Annotated in this window: 14 protein-coding genes; 12 read left to right on the forward strand and 2 right to left on the reverse strand. The window is 49.2% G+C overall.

Annotated elements, in window-relative coordinates; genetic code table 11:
• Nucleotides 1–78: 78 nt before the first annotated feature.
• From AC6RNO_RS25720 to AC6RNO_RS25740, 5 genes are all read left to right on the forward strand, one after another.
• Nucleotides 79–735 carry a DsbA family oxidoreductase gene (locus tag AC6RNO_RS25720; protein WP_474683007.1) on the forward strand — a complete coding sequence of 219 codons (657 nt, stop codon included), beginning with the start codon at nucleotides 79–81 and terminating at the stop codon, nucleotides 733–735.
• A 105-nt stretch (nucleotides 736–840) separates the two neighbouring features.
• The gene (locus AC6RNO_RS25725) at nucleotides 841–1,470 is read left to right on the forward strand and encodes an NAD(P)H-binding protein (protein WP_497107227.1); all 630 of its coding nucleotides are present in this window, start codon (nucleotides 841–843) and stop codon (nucleotides 1,468–1,470) included.
• A 149-nt stretch (nucleotides 1,471–1,619) separates the two neighbouring features.
• Nucleotides 1,620–4,295 carry a YhgE/Pip family protein gene (locus AC6RNO_RS25730; protein WP_497107228.1) on the forward strand — a complete coding sequence of 892 codons (2,676 nt, stop codon included), beginning with the start codon at nucleotides 1,620–1,622 and terminating at the stop codon, nucleotides 4,293–4,295.
• An 81-nt stretch (nucleotides 4,296–4,376) separates the two neighbouring features.
• Nucleotides 4,377–5,303, forward strand: coding sequence for an ArsR/SmtB family transcription factor (locus AC6RNO_RS25735; RefSeq protein WP_474683010.1), 927 nt, complete (start codon nucleotides 4,377–4,379; stop codon nucleotides 5,301–5,303).
• 105 nt (nucleotides 5,304–5,408) lie between these two features.
• The gene (locus AC6RNO_RS25740) at nucleotides 5,409–6,218 is read left to right on the forward strand and encodes a sporulation protein (RefSeq protein ID WP_474683011.1); all 810 of its coding nucleotides are present in this window, start codon (nucleotides 5,409–5,411) and stop codon (nucleotides 6,216–6,218) included.
• Between the two features lie 50 nt (nucleotides 6,219–6,268).
• Here AC6RNO_RS25740 and AC6RNO_RS25745 read toward each other — a convergent pair whose 3' ends face one another.
• Together AC6RNO_RS25745 and AC6RNO_RS25750 are read right to left on the reverse strand one after the other, a co-directional pair.
• The gene (locus AC6RNO_RS25745; protein ID WP_474683012.1) at nucleotides 6,269–6,751 is read right to left on the reverse strand and encodes an SRPBCC family protein; all 483 of its coding nucleotides are present in this window, start codon (nucleotides 6,749–6,751) and stop codon (nucleotides 6,269–6,271) included.
• A gap of 220 nt (nucleotides 6,752–6,971) precedes the next feature.
• On the reverse strand, nucleotides 6,972–7,385 hold the full coding sequence (locus tag AC6RNO_RS25750; protein WP_474683013.1) for a VOC family protein: 414 nt from the start codon (nucleotides 7,383–7,385) through the stop codon (nucleotides 6,972–6,974).
• A 205-nt stretch (nucleotides 7,386–7,590) separates the two neighbouring features.
• Here AC6RNO_RS25750 and AC6RNO_RS25755 point away from each other — a divergent pair, with 205 nt between their 5' ends.
• The 7 genes from AC6RNO_RS25755 (at nucleotide 7,591) to AC6RNO_RS25785 (ending at nucleotide 17,991) form a co-directional block, all read left to right on the forward strand.
• On the forward strand, nucleotides 7,591–8,127 hold the full coding sequence (locus AC6RNO_RS25755) for a hypothetical protein (protein ID WP_497107229.1): 537 nt from the start codon (nucleotides 7,591–7,593) through the stop codon (nucleotides 8,125–8,127).
• Nucleotides 8,128–8,888: 761 nt separating this feature from the next.
• A complete protein-coding gene (locus tag AC6RNO_RS25760) occupies nucleotides 8,889–9,812 on the forward strand; it encodes a dihydrodipicolinate synthase family protein (protein WP_497107230.1) in 924 nt (307 codons plus the stop codon).
• Nucleotides 9,813–9,829: 17 nt separating this feature from the next.
• Nucleotides 9,830–10,309: a YhcH/YjgK/YiaL family protein gene (locus AC6RNO_RS25765; protein WP_497107231.1), complete on the forward strand. Its 480-nt coding sequence runs from the start codon at nucleotides 9,830–9,832 to the stop codon at nucleotides 10,307–10,309.
• Nucleotides 10,310–10,552: 243 nt separating this feature from the next.
• A complete protein-coding gene (locus AC6RNO_RS25770; protein ID WP_497107232.1) occupies nucleotides 10,553–12,337 on the forward strand; it encodes a histidine kinase in 1,785 nt (594 codons plus the stop codon).
• A gap of 7 nt (nucleotides 12,338–12,344) precedes the next feature.
• On the forward strand, nucleotides 12,345–13,964 hold the full coding sequence (locus AC6RNO_RS25775; protein WP_497107233.1) for a response regulator: 1,620 nt from the start codon (nucleotides 12,345–12,347) through the stop codon (nucleotides 13,962–13,964).
• Nucleotides 13,965–14,254: 290 nt separating this feature from the next.
• On the forward strand, nucleotides 14,255–14,848 hold the full coding sequence (locus AC6RNO_RS25780; RefSeq protein ID WP_497107234.1) for a hypothetical protein: 594 nt from the start codon (nucleotides 14,255–14,257) through the stop codon (nucleotides 14,846–14,848).
• Nucleotides 14,845–17,991, forward strand: a complete 3,147-nt coding sequence (locus AC6RNO_RS25785) for a non-contractile tail sheath protein (RefSeq protein WP_497107235.1) — start codon at nucleotides 14,845–14,847, stop codon at nucleotides 17,989–17,991. Before AC6RNO_RS25780 ends, AC6RNO_RS25785 begins: the two co-directional genes overlap by 4 nt.
• Nucleotides 17,992–17,998 lie beyond the last annotated feature (7 nt).

A 17,998-nucleotide genomic window follows, 5' to 3' on the forward strand; every position in this document is an offset into this window, starting at 1 on the left:
GATAAACTCAAGGGTTTTTCATTTTTTTTGCCAATACATGTAACTGAAAAAGTTACAAAACAAAACGGAGGGATCAGTATGACTTTGAAAATTCAAGTTTACTCTGACTATGTATGCCCTTTTTGCTTTTTGGGAAAAGTTCCTTTAGAGCAAGCGGTTGAAGGCAAGGACGTAGAACTGGAATGGATGCCTTTCGAGCTGAGGCCGGAGCCTGCGCCTCCGATTGATCCGATTAACGATGCCCCGAAACGGGCTTCATGGGATTCTTATATCAAGCCCGCTGCCGCGAAACTGGGCCTCGAGATGAGGCTGCCGAACTTGTCGCCGCATCCGTACACGGGCCTCGCTTTCGAAGGTTTCCAATTCGCCAAGGAGCAGGGCAAAGGAACGGCCTATAACGACCGCGTATTCCGGGCGTTTTTTCAGGAAGAACAAAACATCGGCGACATCGGCGTATTGACGCGTCTTGCCGCAGAAATCGGCCTTGATTCGGCCGCGTTCAAGCAAGCGCTTGAAGAGCGCCGATATCGGGAGGCGCAGCAGCAATCTTTGCAGCACGCGTACCACGAAGCGGGCATCCAGGCGGTGCCGACGATCAAGATCGGCAGCCAGGTGATTCAAGGCATGGCGTCCAAGGAAACGATAGAGCGCATCATTCAGCAAGAGCTGCAACAAGCGCAGGTTCAGCCTGGGGATTCGGGTTTGGCCTGCGGTATCGATGACAACAACTGCTGATTAGAGTCGCCCGAGCTGGGGGTGACCGCTGCCATGCTCTGGCGACGCAAGGCGCGCCCGGGATTCGCGAGCGCTGTTAATAGAAACAACGGGGAGGAAACGAACATGAAAATAGCATTGATCGGAGCGACCGGAACGATTGGACAGCGGATTGTAAAAGAGGCGCTTGACCGCGGCCATCAAGTGACGGCCATCGTAAGAACTCCCGCGAAAGTCACGGTCAGTCATCCGAACCTGACTGTTGTGACGGGAGATATTTTCAAAGCGGACAGCCTGGCTTCCCTTGTAAAAGGCCACGACATTCTCGTCAGCGCCTACGGGCCGGCCGGAGACCCGGGCGCTTTGGCCGATCTGACCCGCACGTTGATCGAAGCCGTGAAAATTTCCGGCCTCGACAGGCTGCTGGCGGTCGGGGGAGCAGGCAGCCTGGAGGTGGCTCCAGGCGTGCAGATCGTCGATACGCCCGGATTCCCGGAGGCGTGGAAGCCTATCGCGTTGGCGCATCGCAACGCGCTTGGCATTTTGCGCGAGTCCGATATCAATTGGACATCGTTCTCTCCGGCCGGAGTGATCGAGCCGGGCGAGCGGACAGGCAAGTTCCGCCTGGGCACCGAGCAGCTGGTCACCGATGAAAACGGCAACAGCAAAATTTCAGCGGAGGATTACGCGATGGCCCTGCTGGACGAAGCCGAGAATCCGCAGCATGTCCGCGCCCGTTTCACAGCCGCATATTGATTCTTTACAAGGAACCTGACGGGTCGCTTGCGCCTGTCAGGTTCTTTGGCATGCCCGGGAATCGATGCATCCCACGGGCCTTTTTTTGTAGTATCATAAGAGGGAGATCATGGTACAATAAACCAAATAAGTTACATAGGCGGTAAGAGATGAAAAGTATTTGGAACATTTATGTTACGGACTGGAAAAATATTTTCAAAGTACCTACAGGGATTTTTCTTATGGTTGCCCTCATATTGATTCCTTCCATCTACGATTGGGTCAACGTTACTTCCGTGTGGGATCCTTACGCGCATACCGGCGGAATCAAAATTGCCGTCACAAGCAAGGATGAAGGGGCTTCCGTCAACGGCAAAACGATCAATATCGGCAGCGATGTGATAGAAAGCCTGAAGGCCAATACGAAGCTCGGCTGGACTTTCGTCGATGCGGACGAGGCCCGGCGCGGTGTTGAGCGGGGGGATTACTATGCGAGCTTGCTGATCCCCGCCGATTTCTCGCGGAAAATTACAGGCATTGCGGAAGGAAACGTGCAAAAGCCGGAAGTGGAATATACGGTCAACGAAAAAATGAATGCGGTCGCGCCCAAAATTACGAATTCGGGAGTTTCCGCCGTGACGGCTCAGATCAACGAAAATTTTGTGAAAACGGTAAGCGAGACGGCGCTCAAAAAGTTGAACGAAGCCGGCGTCCAGCTGGAGGAACAGCTTCCGACCATCCGCAAGGTGGAACAAGGCGTGCTGACCCTCGAGCAGAGCCTGCCTGAGATCGACAGTATGGGCCAAAAGGTGCTCGAGGTCGAACAAAAGCTGCCGGACATTCACGACAAAGCTCAAAAAATCGTCAGCCTCGAGCAAAAGATTCCGCAAATCCGCGAAGCGGGGGATGCGATCCTCAAGATCGACGAGCGCTGGCCGCAAATCAATGAAGCGGCCCAGCAGGTGGTCGTCCTCCAGCAGAAGCTGCCGGAAATTCAGAAGGTGGCGGACCGCATTGCCGAGATGGCGCGAAATTTCGATCAAGTGGAGAACGCGCTGAACGCGGCGATGGACAAGGCGCAGAAAGCCGAAGAGATCGTCGCCGCCGCGCAGGAGGCTCTGCCCCAAATTGAGCGGATCGCCACGGAAGGCGGAGCTTTTGCGGACAGCCTGCAGGACTTTTTGGCGAAAAACGATGCCGCCCTCCAGACGCTCCCGGCTGTCGTGAAGCAAAATTTGCTGCTGCTGCAGCAAATCGCGCAGAACGCGGCTGAGGTTACGGGGCTTTTGATGGATGCCAATATCGATCCGCAAAAAGCGCTGAATGCGCTGGCCTTTGTGAAAGACCGTCTGACGGCAGGCGTCGAGGTGCTGAATAGAACTACGGATTTGCTGAGCAGGTTGAATACGTATGTTCAGAGTCCTGTTTTGACCGATATGATCGATCGCCTGGGCACTCTGAAATCCAAAATGAACCGGCAAATTCAGACGATCGCCGCCATTACGGCGGCTATTGAACGCGGGGAGAAGCCGGCGAAAGAGCTGGTGGAGAGCTTGAATACGTTGTCCAAAGAGGCGGACGGCATTTTGGGCGATATATTGTCCCGATACGATTCGGAGATCGTACCGAAGATGAAACAAGCTTTCGGGCAGGTGCAGGCTGTGGCGAAGGCGTCCGCGGACGTACTTCAGACGGCCAAAGCGCAGCTTCCGAATATAAAGGAAATTTTGAACGATGCGCAGGCGGGAATCCAATTCGGCATCGCCCAGCTCAGCGCGCTGCAAAAAGATATGCCGCAAATTCGCGCCAGGGTGCAGGACGCGTCGGCAAGCATGCAGGACAAGATGGACGAGTTCACCAAAGCTGTGAATGCGGCGGTTCCTTTTGTGCAGAACGATTTGCCGAAAGTCGGGGAGAAGCTTCATCAAGCGGCCGATTTTGTCCGTAATGATTTGCCCGCAGCGGAGGAGCAGCTGCACCGGCTTTCGGATTTCGTGCAAAACAAGCTTCCGGAAGTGGAGGACGGGGTTCATCGGGCGGCGGATTTTGTCCGGAGCGATCTTCCGGCTTTGGAAGATGCCGTGCACAAGGCAGCGGATAAGATCAGGCAGGTGCAGGGCGAGAACAATTTCGCGGATTTGGCGAAGCTGCTGCGCGGCGATATTGCCGAGGAGAGCGACTTTTTGGCGAAGCCGGTGCAAATCAGCGAGAATCGGTTATATCCCATTCCGAACTACGGCTCCGCCATGTCGCCCTTTTACGCGGTCTTATCGCTATGGGTCGGCTCTACGCTGCTGATTTCGCTGCTGCGGGTCGATCTGGACAACCCCGGGGGCAGATACAAAGGGTATCAGATGTATTTTGGCAGGCTGCTGGCGTTTCTTACCCTGGGCTTTTTTCAGGCGCTTATTTTGACGCTGGGGGATATTTGGATTCTTGGCACTTATGTCGCCGATAAAATCTGGTTCGTACTTTTCGCCGTACTGGTCAGCAAAGTATTCGTTACGATTACTTACACGCTGCTGTCGGTTTTCGGAAATACGGGGAAAGGTATTGCGATCATTTTCATGGTGTTCCAGTTCTCCAGTTCAGGGGGCACGTTCCCGATCAGTACGGCAACGCCATTTTTTCAAGCGCTGAATCCTTTCATGCCGTTCACTTATGCGATCAGTTTGCTGCGGGAAGCGGTCGGGGGCATTTGGCCGGAGACAGCTATCAAGGACGCGCTGGGCCTCTGCGTTTTTATTGCGCTCAGCTACTTGGCGGCGCTTGCTCTCAAGAAGCCGTTAAGCGGCTTTACGAAACGGTCGGCCGAAAACGCGCGGCGCACCAAAATCATCTCCTAGAACCGCCGTCCGCCGACGGATACTATGAAAACAATGAAAAAACCGATATGATAGAACAAATATACGTTTTCGGAGGCTTTCATGAAAGCAGATCTTTCCCCCGGCTCCTTGCCTTTATTCGAGGCGCTGGCCAGTTCCGTCCGGCTTAATATTATGCATCTTCTCGCCCAAAAGGATATGAATATCAAAGAGCTCGCCGAGGCTTTGGGCCTCAGCAGCGCGATCATGACCATGCACGTCAAAAAGCTGGAAAAAGCGAAGCTGATCAAGACGGCGATCGTTCCGGGACGCGGCGGCCAGCAAAAGCTGTGTTCGATGAATCCGGACATGAGCAGCATCGAAATTTTGCTCCCGCAAAGAGACAAGCCGCTTATTCGCGAGCATACTCATATTGAAATTCCGATCGGGCACTACACGGATATTGAAGTCAATCCTACTTGCGGTCTTGCGACAACGGAGAAAGTGATCGGCAGCTTTGACGATTCGCGCAGCTTTTTATCACCGGAGCGGGTGAATGCCAAAATTTTATGGATCGGCTGCGGTTATGTCGAATACAAAATTCCGAATTACCTGCTCGCCAGCGAAAACCCGATAGAGCTGGAAATTTCGCTCGAGATGGCTTCGGAAGCACCCAGCGTCAACAACGACTGGCCTTCCGACATCACCTTTTTTTTGAACGGCCGTTTTCTTGGGCAGTGGACTTCTCCGGGAGATTTCGGCGGTTCGCAGCGGGGCAGGTACACGCCGGACTGGTGGAGTTCGGGGCTTAACCAATTCGGTTTGCTGAAAATGTTCACGATCAACAAGGACGGTACCTTCCTTGACGGGCAGCGCATGTCCGACGTGACGCTTGACGATATCGACATTCGCCAAAAGCAGTGGACGCTGCGGATCGCTGTCCTGCCTGACGCCAAAAATCCGGGCGGGCTCACCCTGTTCGGCACCGGCTTCGGCAACTACAACCAGGATATTGTCGTCAAGCTGTACAAGGAAACGAAGCCGTACTGAATCAAGTTTGCCGATTCATCGTTTTTCATATTGTCGAACCCGCAACTATCATGTAAGATTCAGATAGGTAATTTTTCCTAAATGATAGAGTGGGGGAGACGAATCGTGTCATTTTTCAAAAAGATGCTGGCCAAGGTCGGAATCGGCAACATTGATATAGACGCCCAGTTTCATACGGAGCAGTTTATTCCCGGAGGGTATGTCGACGGAGTCGTCGTTGCCACGGGAGGGAACGTGGAGCAGACCGTCAGAAAGCTCTATTTTCGGCTTATGACTGAGTATTACAAACCTGTCGAAAGAGACGCAAACCGCGACGGGCGCACCGAAATTCATTATGAAAAGCAAACCGTCGAGATTGCGAATTTCGTTTTGGGCGAAAGCCTTGTTTTCCGGCCGGGCGAAACGAAAGAAATTCCTTTCAGCCTTGTACTGCCGCATCATACTCCTATTTCCATCGGTGAGTTCCCGATTTGGATTCGAACCGGGCTTGATATCGACAATGCGGTCGATCCGACGGACCGGGATGACGTTGAAATATTGGCGCATCCGTACACGTCGATTTTGTTCAAAGCGCTCGAACTGCTTGGATTCCAGATGAGCAAAGCGGAAAACGAGTATTACCCGCAGCACAATTACGCCCTGCCGTTTATCCAAAAGTTCGAATTCGAACCGACCCTGCGCAGCCGGTACAAAAACACAATAGACGAACTGGAAATCGTGGCATATCCGAATGAAGGCGGGATTGAAATCATTTTGGAGCTGGACCGCAAAGCCCGCGGATTCAACGGATTTTTGGCCGAAATGCTCGATATGGACGAAACCGTCGGCAGATTCTCGTTCAGCAGCGAAGAATTGGATGAGGGACCGTCATTTATCGCCGAGCAGCTTAGCAGTATTTTCAACGATTTGGTGTAAAAATAGCAAAACCGCCTCATGCCATGAATTTGGTCTGAGGCGGTTGCTGTTTATAAGCTCATTTTGGCAAGATGCGCTTGGAGGCGGTCCAAGTTCTGCTCATTTCCCGGTTCGGCATACGATTTGACCTGTTCAAATACAGCGGCATTCTCAAAGAGCTGGCGAAAAGTAACCCGGGTTTTGCCGCCCAAATCTTCAAAAGTGGCCGTCACTTGGAACTGGGGATTCGAGATATGCCGGAGTACGATTCGCTCAGGTTCGGTGATCTCGCCGAAGACGATCTTGTTCGGATAATTAGCCCCGTTAGGGCCATGCATCGTAAACTGCCAGCTGCCCCCCGGCTTCAAATCAAATTCGTGAAACGTATTCGTAAAGCCGGCTGGCCCCCACCACTGCGCCAGATCGTCGGCGTTTGTCCACGCCTTAAATACGAGTTCGCGCGGCGCATCCATTATGCGCGCAGCCACCAGTTCATTTTCGCCGGCGCCGCTCGGGTCCGGGCTTGGGCTGCCTGTCGGTTTGTTGTCTGTCATATCGGTTCCTCCCATTCTTTCGCTCATACTAACGTTCCTCGATTAATCGGTTTCATCCGCCGAATCGGCTAGGAAGTCCCCGAGATTGTCGAGGTTGCGCTCCCAGCTCATCCTGTGCTCGATTGTACCGGTAACTTCAGTATAAAACATGACGTAACGTAAGGTTCAAGACTTTATTATGAAAATATTGCCGGGGAAATTAAAAAACCTTGGTTCATTACTATTCCTTCGGCATCTTGCTTTGATCCATATACAACACATTCCACCGATGGCCGTCCAAATCGGCAAAACCGGCGCCGTACATCCAGCCTTGGCCGTGGGGCGCGCTATATACGGTGCCGCCTGCTTCGGCCGCTTTCCTCAGCAGCTCGTCTACTTCCTCTTTGCTGTCGGCATCGATGGAAAGCAGCACTTCCGTACCTTGCTTGGTGTCTGCAAGCTCGTTTCTCGTAAAGTTTTTGAAAGCCGCTTCCGGAAAAAGCATCACGATGACATTCTTGTCTCCGATGAGCAAGCCGGCGGCTTCGTCGCTATTGTTGTGCCGCGGATGAAATGCAAAGCCAAGTTTGGTGAAAAACTCTCTTGACTTCTTGATGTCCTTCACAGGAAGATTTAACCAAAACTCTTTCACCATAGCAATCTCTCCCTTGCAGTAGTAGTATAGACGTCTTTAATTGTACTATAGCACGAAAAATGACCCGGAGTTTCTTTTGGATTGCTTTTTTGCCAATCCATTGCATATTGCGGGGGATTGCGGCAGGATAATGTAATTGTTTCAACGAATATCAACGAAACAACTTTTGAAGGAATTTTATATTGGGAAACAGGAGCGAACCTGAGTGATTGTACAGAGTATTACATTATTGTGGGGGAAAAAGACTAGAGGCGCACCTTATTCTGCTCTAAGAAATCATTATAATAAATCATTCTCTATTCCAGAATCAATGATAAATTATAAATCTGATTCAAAAATACCATTTCATCGAATTGGTTTAATTCAAAACGAACAAGGTATTTTGATCAAAAATAATAAAGTAGAATTTGTTGAATCTAACTTATGTGATTGGAAGATAGGGTGTGTTGAAATACAAAGAAATGAAGATCGTCTTCTTATTTATTTTAAATATACCGATTATTGCGGAAAACCGATAAGATACGACTCAAGATATAATTACTTGTCGGAAATGGCTTTTGAACTTAATAAAAACGAATATGGGAGAATTATTTATAATGGAAGATTGGTTCACCATGATGCAGGGGAATGGATATATCAGCTAAACATATTAAACGTATATAATTCAAATTGTAATAATAAAGAGATATTAGTTGATAAGAAACCATTGAAAGAATATAAGCAGTTGGAGATTCTATTCTGAACATGGCGTGATATGGCGACAATCCTTGGGTAAAGACTGGAAAGCCTGAAAGAGCATCGCTAGCAGCGATAAGGCAGGGGTTCAGTCCAAGCGCAAGGAGAGGTTCAATCCTCATTGACAACCGGCAATATAAAATAATAAAATTCGGCATTCGCCCCTTGTTTGCTCCGTACCCCAATACGACCGCCATGCAGAGATCCAATGCCGTTGTCTTTAATCGCAAGCTGAATCCATTCCGCCCGAGCTGGTCGCACAATCTGCCTGGTTGCACGAAGAAAACCTGCAAAAATGCAGTTTTTGCTCGATGGATACGTCGGCTACGGAAAATTCCTGCAATTGTGCAGGCTTTTCGCCGCTAACAGGGGTTCAGGTTCGTTTTCTCCGAAAATTCCTGCACAATCGCAGGCTTTTCGCCAAAATGGACCTTTTTTACTGGAAAAGCCTGCACTTTTGCAGTTTTTTTCTAGTAGACCTTTTCATTCTGTGGAGTGGCGATCGTGATGTGATATGAGTTTATTGGTTTTTCCTGCATTTCTAATTCCCTGGCGGGCGAGTTTTTTAACAGTCATTTCCCTGAAAGAGGGTGTGCGGTGGGATTATGTCTAATTACCGATACCAGCATATCCCGGGAATTGATATACTTATGGAGCAGGTGGACGAGATGATCACCGTCAAACAGTGCACCAGCGTTGCCAGCCAGTACGGGCGAAAACGGGTAATCACCAGATCAGGATCTATAAAGGATAACGGGAGGACTTTCGATGAATACCCAAATTGCCGGGGGCGTATGGCCTACGATGCTGACTCCGTTCACGGAGTCGGATGAAGTCGATTATAAGGCGCTGGGCCGCTTGGTAGAGTGGTATTTGGACAACCAGGCAGATGGCTTGTTCGCCGTATGCCAGTCAAGCGAAATGTTTTATCTGAGCCTGGAAGAAAGAGTGAAGATCGCTGCTTTTGTCAAGCAAAAAGCGGCGGGGCGCGTGCCGGTTGTCGCCTCCGGTCATATCTCCGCCGCGTTCGAGGACCAGGTGGCGGAGCTGAACGCCATGGCGGAGACGGGAATCGACGCCCTGGTGCTGGTGACGAACCGGCTTGCCGCGCAGCATGAATCGGACGAAGTGCTGAAGAGCAATTTGACCAGGCTGCTGGAGCACATTCCCGGGGAGGTTAAGCTCGGGTTGTACGAGTGTCCGTCACCGTACAAGCGGAACTTGCCTCCCGCTCTGCTTGAATGGTGCGCCGGGACAGGCCGGTTTTACTTCCTGAAAGACACCTGCTGCGACGCGGAACTGATCCGGTCGAAGCGGGAATCGACGGCCGGATCGGCCCTCCGTATTTTCAACGCCAACTCGGCCACTTTGCTGGAAACGTTAAATTCGGGCATCGCAGGGTACGTCGGCGTCATGGGCAATTTCCATCCCGATTTGTACGTATGGCTGATGCGCAGCTACGCTTCCCGTCCGGAGGAGGCCGAGGATCTGATCAGCTTCCTGACCATGGCTTCCTGGATCGAAAAACAGCTGTACCCGGTCAATGCCAAGTACTATCTTATGCTTGAGGGAATCTTGAGCAATTACCGCTGCAGATCGAAAGACGATACGCAATTCTCGGCCACGGATCGCCTTGAGGTCGTGCAGATGCACCGGATTACCGGGGCCTATTCGCAAAAATACGCCATTTAACAAAGGGGATTAAAGCAATGATTGTAAACGACATTCATTCATTGGAGCAGGAGCGGCATTTGCTGCCGGCTGCCGTACAGAGAGGGCTCGACTACGTTCTTAAGCAGGAACTGTCCAACTCGGCCCCAGGCAAATACGAGCTTGAAGGAGATTTGATGTTCGCTTTGGTCCAAGAGGTCGTCACGCGGCCGTTCGCGGAGCAAAAGCCGGAATCTCACGCAGTCTACACGGACATTCAACTGCTGGTCAGCGGCGAGGAGCGACTGGGTGTCAGCAGAAAAGATTCCGGCTCCAGGCCGATCGACGACCAGTTTGAAGCACGCGACATCGCATTTTACGATAAGGCGCAGAGTCCGCGGGAGTCGGAGATCGTCCTGCAGCCGGGCATGTTCGCGGTCTTTTTCCCAAGCGATATTCACCGCCCCTGCTGCTCGGTAAGCGTCGACGGACCGATCAAAAAAGTCGTCGTCAAAATCCATCGGCAGCTGCTGGAGTAGTTCCGGCTTGCCGCAGGATGGATGGCGATAGTCCGGCCTCGCGTGTATGACGCAGGTTGCGGACAATATAGCGGCACTCTTGCCATAAGCGTTCTCCTGCTGCCTGATGGGCGGCCGGGGGGACGCTTTTTGGCTTTGTTGTGCGGCGTCGATTGGCGGCCGTCTCTCATTTTTGACATGAAAAAAGAATCAATATCTGGATATTCCTGTATGCTATAATGGAATTATATGGCGGTGATATCCATGCTCCTTTTCATCATCAACAAAATCAACAACATTCGGCTCAAAAACAAACTGATCCTCGCCTTTATCGGGGTCGTCGTCATTCCGGTTATCATTGTAGGCGGTTTCTTAACGAGCCAATTCAGACAGACGGTTCTCAATGACGCTATCGGCCAAACTTCCAATAATGTGGAAAAAATTAACAACCATGCGCTGGACGTGCTGAGGGTACCGATCGAAATTTCCAACAAGCTGATGATTGATCCGCGGCTGGAGCGGGTCGTCAATACGGAGTATACGTCGATTTATGAAGTTGTAAGCGCTTATAAAGAATTTCAGGATTTCACCGATTTTATCAAGCTTTATAAGGAAATATTCAATGTCCGGTTTTATACGACCAATCCGACCATACTGAACAATTGGAATTTCATCCAGCCTTCGGAAGCAATCCTCCAATCTTTCTGGTATCAGGAAGCGAAGTACAAAAAAAACGATAAAATCAGATGGTATGCCGTGGAGGACGAAACGAAGAACAACAAGAGGTATTTAAGTCTCGTAAAAAGAATTTATTTTTCCAACTATCGTTCGAGCGGCGTGCTGGTGATCAGCGTCAATCCCGACGAACTGAATTCCATCGTGAGCCAGGAGCAGTTCGATACGATGATTTTTGACGATAGAGGCAGCATTGTAGCGGCCAAAAACACCGATTGGGTCGGACATAACGTGAGCGATCTCGATTTTGCCAAAGATTTTTTGAACAAACCGGCCGGCACGTATGAAACGCTGTTTCAGGGGCAGGATTCGAGAATTGTCATTCGCGATTTAATCCCGCAGCTGAGCGCCAGCGGACTACGCATCGTCTCCGTGTTCACCGTCAAGAGCATCGTCGGCAGAGCGAATCAAATCAGCAATATGGGTTTGACGATTATTTTGGTCAGCCTGGCGATCGCTTTCGTGTTGATTTATTTTTCCGCCCGGATTTTGACGTCCAGATTGCTCCAGCTGAACAAGCAGATCAACAAAGTCGCGCTTGGGCATCTGCATGTGTCTTCGGAAATTGACGGGAACGATGAAATCGGCATGCTGTCCCGGCAGTTCAATAACATGGTCAGGAGCATTCGGGAACTGATGGACGAAGTCCACGAGTCGAACCGGATCAACAACCAACTGGAGCTGCGGCAAAAAGAAATCAAGCTGAAAATGATGGCGAGCCAGATCAACCCGCACTTTCTATTCAACGCCCTGGAATCGATCCGCATGAAGGCGCATATGAAAGGAGAAACGGAAATATCCGGCATCGTCCGAACGCTGGGCAAGCTGATGCGCAAAAAAATCGAAATCAGGGGCAGCACGATCCCGCTCAAGGATGAAGTCGAAATGGTGCGGTGCTACCTGGACATTCAGGCGTTCCGTTTTGAGGATCGTATGAATTACGAGATTCATGTGGATCCGGCAGCGAGCGGGATCGGAATCACGCCCCTGATCGTGCAGCCCCTTGTCGAAAATGCCGTTATCCATGGCCTTGAGCGTGTCGAGAGAGAAGGCATCGTCAAAGTGAACGCGTCGCTGGAAGGCGACCGCCTGCATATCGAAGTCTCCGATAACGGAGCAGGAATCAGCCGACACAAGCTACTGGAGATCGAGCGTTCTTTGGGCGACATGGAGGATAGCGAGGAGCATCGGATCGGGATGCGCAACGTGCACCAGAGGCTTGTCCTCTTATATGGGGATGGCTGCGGGCTGAACATTCAAACGGAGGAAGGTGCGGGAACGCGTATCTTTTTTTCAATACCTGTCCAGAGGTGAACAAGCCATGTATAAAGTATTGATTGTGGACGATGAACCCGCCATTCGCGGGGGATTGCAAACGCTGATCGACTGGGAACGCTGCGGTTTTCAAGTTGTCGGCGACGCGATGAACGGCAGGGAGGCTTTGGTTCAATACGCGAAGCTGGCGCCGGATTTGATGATCATAGACATTCGCATGCCGGTCATGGACGGGCTGCAGGTGATCGAGGAAATCCGCAAAACCGATTCCAAATGCCGTTTTCTGATCTTGAGCGGCTACGCCGATTTTGAATACGCCAAACGGGCGATTGTCGGCCAAGTCGACGGCTACGTGCTGAAGCCGGTCGACGAAGAAGAGGTTATGGCGGCGCTGGTGCGAATCCGCCTGCAGTTGAACAAGCAGAGAGAGCTGAGCGAGCTTCTGCAGGCCGACCGCCCAGAGAATCGGCGCGAGGAATGGATTCGCGCGATGCTGCTGGGCGATGAGAGCGGCGGCGAAGGAGCGGGGCTGGGCGAGGGCCTGAGCGGCGGCGAAGGAGCGGGGCCCGGCGAGGGCCGGAGCCATGCGGCCCGAAGGAGCCGCCCGCCTTCGGAGATCGAGCGGCTCATCGCTTCGCCGACCGGCGCTTACCAGGTGCTGCTGCTGCAGCCTCCGCAGACGCTGGGGGCGGATTCGCGCGCTCATGCGTCCGTGAGACGGGCACTGTCTGCCCTTTTTGAAGAGCAGGGGCGAGGCTTTGTTTTTCATGCCAACGCCTATCACGGCGTCCTCCTCTTTGATCCGGTTGCGGACGAACGAACAAGGCTCAGCTTATACGAGGAGCTTCGAAGCGGCTTGACAGAAACTCCATTCTATGCGGCGATAGGAGACCCGGTTAAGCAGCTCGTGCACATCCGCGCGTCCTTTCAAGCGGCGGCGCAGTTGCTGAAGCGGCATTTCCTGTTCGGAAATGAGCTGATCGACCAGAGCCGTGCAGGCGAGACTGCACGGACTACGGAAAGCCTCGACCTTCAAGCGCTCGGAGAAAAGCTGTACTACGCCATCGACATGGGCAAAAAAGATTGCCTGGACCAGTGGGTCCAAAGGGCGGGTGCCGAAATCGCCGCATTTGACTGCAGCGAGCACAGCATCAAGACCAACTATGCGCAGCTGATTTCCATCGTATTGAACAAGCTGGCGGGCATGCATGACAAGACGTACACGAATGTTCGGGAATTCATGCCCCTCATCGCCGACATCTACGAGCAGCCGAATCTTGAAGCTTTGATGAAGCGGGTCAAGCAGCAGCTGCTTGAATTGACGGTCCGAATCAACTCATCGGGCAACGAGCCCGTCCTGAAGCAAATCATCGACTTCGTCGAACGGCACTACTACGAAAACTTGAAGCTCGACACCTTGGCCGAGCTGTTTAATTACACCAGCGGCTACCTGGGCAAAATTTTCAAAAACTACACCGGCGCCCACTTCCACACCTACCTCGATCAAGTCCGCATCCAAAAAGCGATCGAACTGCTCGGCGAAGGACTCAAAGTCCACCAGGTCGCCCTGCGCGTCGGCTACGCCAACGCCGATTATTTCCACAGCAAATTTAAAAAATACGTCGGCGAATCGCCGTCATCATACAAAGGGAAAGGGGGGAAGTGACGTATAAATTACTCAAGAGGCGCCATTTTCGGGGCGTCTTTTTTGTTTTTTTGAAATATTCGACAAATGTTCTTATATTTCGACAAATTTTGCTAAAGTAACATATGGGAAAATAGAGTAATCTAGAATTTGTGCGAAATTGCCTCTAGTGTTGGGTGGCGAATATTGAGAGGCTATCTAGTAGCGGAGGGAGAGATACTATTTGTACGAACCATAACGTTTCACGAATCTATTAATAAAGTAACTTATTATGAAATGGCAGATTTTTTAAAAGAATGGAGCAGATTTCAATGAAAAGAAAAATCAGATTAATTGTATCAGCAATGCTAGTTATGATGCTTTCTTGGTTAGTCTATGACACGATCGTTTACGCAGGAAATGACAAAGAGCTGAAACCTCAACAAAGTTTGTCAGGCGATGAAATTACAGAAGAAAACTCTACCCATGCAGTTTCTAAAGGAATGCAGCCTTTACAGTCAATGAACAGTTCTAAACATAAAGAAAACGAAGCAAGCCTTCAAGAAACCAACAAAACATATGCTGAAATCATGTCGAAGTGGGAGAGTGTTAAAGACAAAAACAATTCCTTTAAATCAACGAAGTCCAACAGGTCGAATATCAAATCATCCGACAGCGGGGATTCGAACAATGGAAATAATCCAAAGAGTAATGACAAGAAGTCGAATATCGACAACTTGAAACAAGAAATTAATGCTGCCATAGAGAAACAGCAATATGAGGCAGCATTTGAACTTGCAACCAAATTTTTCGGAGAAAATCCTGGTCTTAAAGAGGCCAAACAAGAATATGCGAGAGTTTATCAAATTTATTCGAAAGAAGTAATGCACAAACAAGCTGAAATCATCACAGGGGGGACAAAATGAGAGTGAAGTGGATTGCTGCAATTGGTATTGTAGTAATGTTTTTCGTTTTTTGCAATAATCAATCTTTCGCTGCTGGGGAAGAACAAGCTTATAAGCTTAAGCCAAAGTATCTTATAAATAACTCTAATTTCGATATGATGTCAGCAACTGTAACTAACGATGAGCATAACTTTATGACCACCGGAAATTTTCGGACAAGCAAGGATTTTGACGTCATGTATTGGGAAACGGAGGATGTCCACAGCCACCCTGATTTAAAGTACCCGACGAATCATGATTTTTCCAATGTTGTGCTTGAGTACAATTACAAAATCAGTGGCGATGCGGTTCCCATGGACGGCACCCCATCACCAACGCTGACCATTGTAACTACCGATGATAAAGCATATTATGTTCGACTGTGGAATTATGTGGTAGATCGCCCGCAAGAAAACTGGGAAGCTGCTGTAAGTGAGGATATAGGTACAGATTATGTATTCCCAATTGGAAGACAGAAGGGAAATGCGAATGGTACAACCGGGAAAATAAGAATCGATTTTAACAATCTCTATTCCGGATGGGTTCCTTTCGTTCAAAATGAGATAAGTAGTTCCGAGAGTGCATGGGCACCGAATCCAGAATGGGTCAAAGTTCCGGTTACTGATATTAAGCGATTGGAATGGGCATTTGTCCCGAAAGAATATAACTATAATGAAACAAATGTGAATTATTTTGCAGATTCCAAACCATTTAAGATTGAGTTTTCTAACTGGAACGTATATGGAAATACATTTCTGATGAATGAGAAAGCAGTGGCGCCTGTCGGCAAAGTAAGAATTAGCGAGGGGTACGATGATTCATACAATTTAACCCCTGAACGACTTGTGAGTGACTACAGTAGACTAGGCTTTGGCGATATAGTCGATTTTTATGTAGGCGCATCTCACTACTACGATAAGCGTTACAACGGCCAAAATGGAATGGAGATTATTAAGGAGCATCCGTTCAATCAAGCATTTGAGAGTTGGTACACGAGCTATGTGAAGCAATTATCGGTGCGTAATACTAAAGTAATCGCTTCAATTTCAATGGAAAACGTTGATGCGCCCCCCTCTTGGTGGCAAAGAACTTGGGATGGAATTGGGGCAGAGACGTTATGGTCCCCGACTCCTAAACTTCTAAGCTTCACCAATCAGGAAGTTCAATCTTACTACAAGCAATACATATTGGGGTTAGCTAAAATACAAAAGGACAACAACCAGACTCCTATTATTCAATTTGGAGAACCTTGGTGGTGGTATATGGATAGTCTGCCAGGCAGTCCCCCTACATTTTATGACCAATCAACGAGAGCTTTGTATCAGCAACAATTTGGAAAACCGATGCATGAATTTAAATCGGCATATGACTCGACGATCGGTCATGAAGAATTGCTGAAATGGTTAGGCGAGCAGAATGGGAAATTTTCGCTTATGCTTCGTGACACGTTGAAAAGCGTCCATCCAACAGGCCAATTTACGGTACTGCTATTTATCCCTACGGTAGTTGACAAGGAGTTGGCACCTAGTATGATGAGCAAAGTCAACTTTCCTGTGGAGCAATGGAAATCGCCAAACTTAGACTTTTTTATGATCGAAGATTACGATTATTTAATTGCCAACAATATGGAGAAACATAGACAAGCCCTAACAGTAGCTCAGCGCAAACTGAACTACCCTGCCAGCAAAATTCATTATTTATCGGGAGCGGATTCTACAAATAATGATTCCATATGGAAAAATATCGATCAAGCTATAAATGACGGTATTAATATGAGGTTTGCACAGGTGTATGTGTGGGCCTATCCTCAAGTGAAACAGCGTGGTTGGAGGCAACCTGTAATTATCGAAAGCAGCGTACCTCCCGGTCTGCGTAAAAATAATGAACAAGTACAATTAAGCTCAGTTGGTGCGGACTCTATCATTTACACATTGGATGGCCGAGAGCCTGCTCTATCTTCTGGGCAAGTATACGATGGCTCACCCATAAGTATAACCAAGGATACAAGAATTAAAGCCATTGCAGTCAAAGCCGGAAAAGCCAGTAATTCTGTCGAATTCGATTATTTGTTGGACAGAGCCCAGTATAAGTACGATATATCCAACAAGTTGCAATGGTATACCTTTTTTCAGGACGATCAAAAATATCGGATTTCATACTTATATGATGAAAACGGAAATCTGGCGAAAAGGGTCAATAACAAGGTGTTTAATTTATGGGGAGACCAGAACATTATTCCTATCATGTTTCAAGATGTTTCTCCTGACGGTACTGCCAGTGCTAGCAGCAGCTTCGGTTCTAATTATGCTCCTTACAAGGCATTCGATCATCTTGACCTTGAGCAGGCATGGATTACGAATGGTGTAGTTGAGGGCTGGCTTTCATTTAAGTTTCCGACTCCAAGACATGTCATTTCGTATAAAATACTTCCTCGAAATGAAATCAGCGCTATAGCCGCTTCACCCAAATCTTGGACTTTTGAAGGATTCGATGGAAGCAAGTGGAACATTTTGTCTAGCGAAACGAATGTAACGGATTGGAAAATCAGAGAGTTTAAAATGTTTAATGTTAACTCAAGCGGAAGCTATAAAGAATACCGAATTAATATAACGGGAAACAATGGACATTGGTACACGAGCGTTGGCGAGGTTGAGATGATGGAGGGAGATGGCGGCACGAGAGAGTACAACATTATTCCTGCTATGACCAGTAATGTGAGTACAAATGGTACGGCTAGTGCCGAAAGCGAGTTTGGTGAAGGTTATGCAGCTTACAAGGCGTTTGATCACTTGAATTCTGAACAAAGCTGGATCACAAACGGCACAGTTCAAGGTTGGTTGGCTTATCAGTTCCCTCTGCCCACACTGGTGCGATCTTACAAAATCACTCCAAGATATGATGAATCAACATTAGCATCTGCTCCAAAAACCTGGACCTTCGAAGGATTCAACGGAACGGAATGGCGTGTGTTGTCAACTGAAACAGATATAACCGGATGGCATCTTAGCGAAGCAAAAACTTTTACTGTGAAAAATCCGGGAATGTTTAGTAAGTACAGAATAAACATCAGCGATAATAACGGTCACTGGTGGACAAGCATTGGAGAATTGGAAATGATGCAATAATCGTATT

It is taken from the genome of Paenibacillus sp. sgz302190 (genome assembly GCF_059820445.1).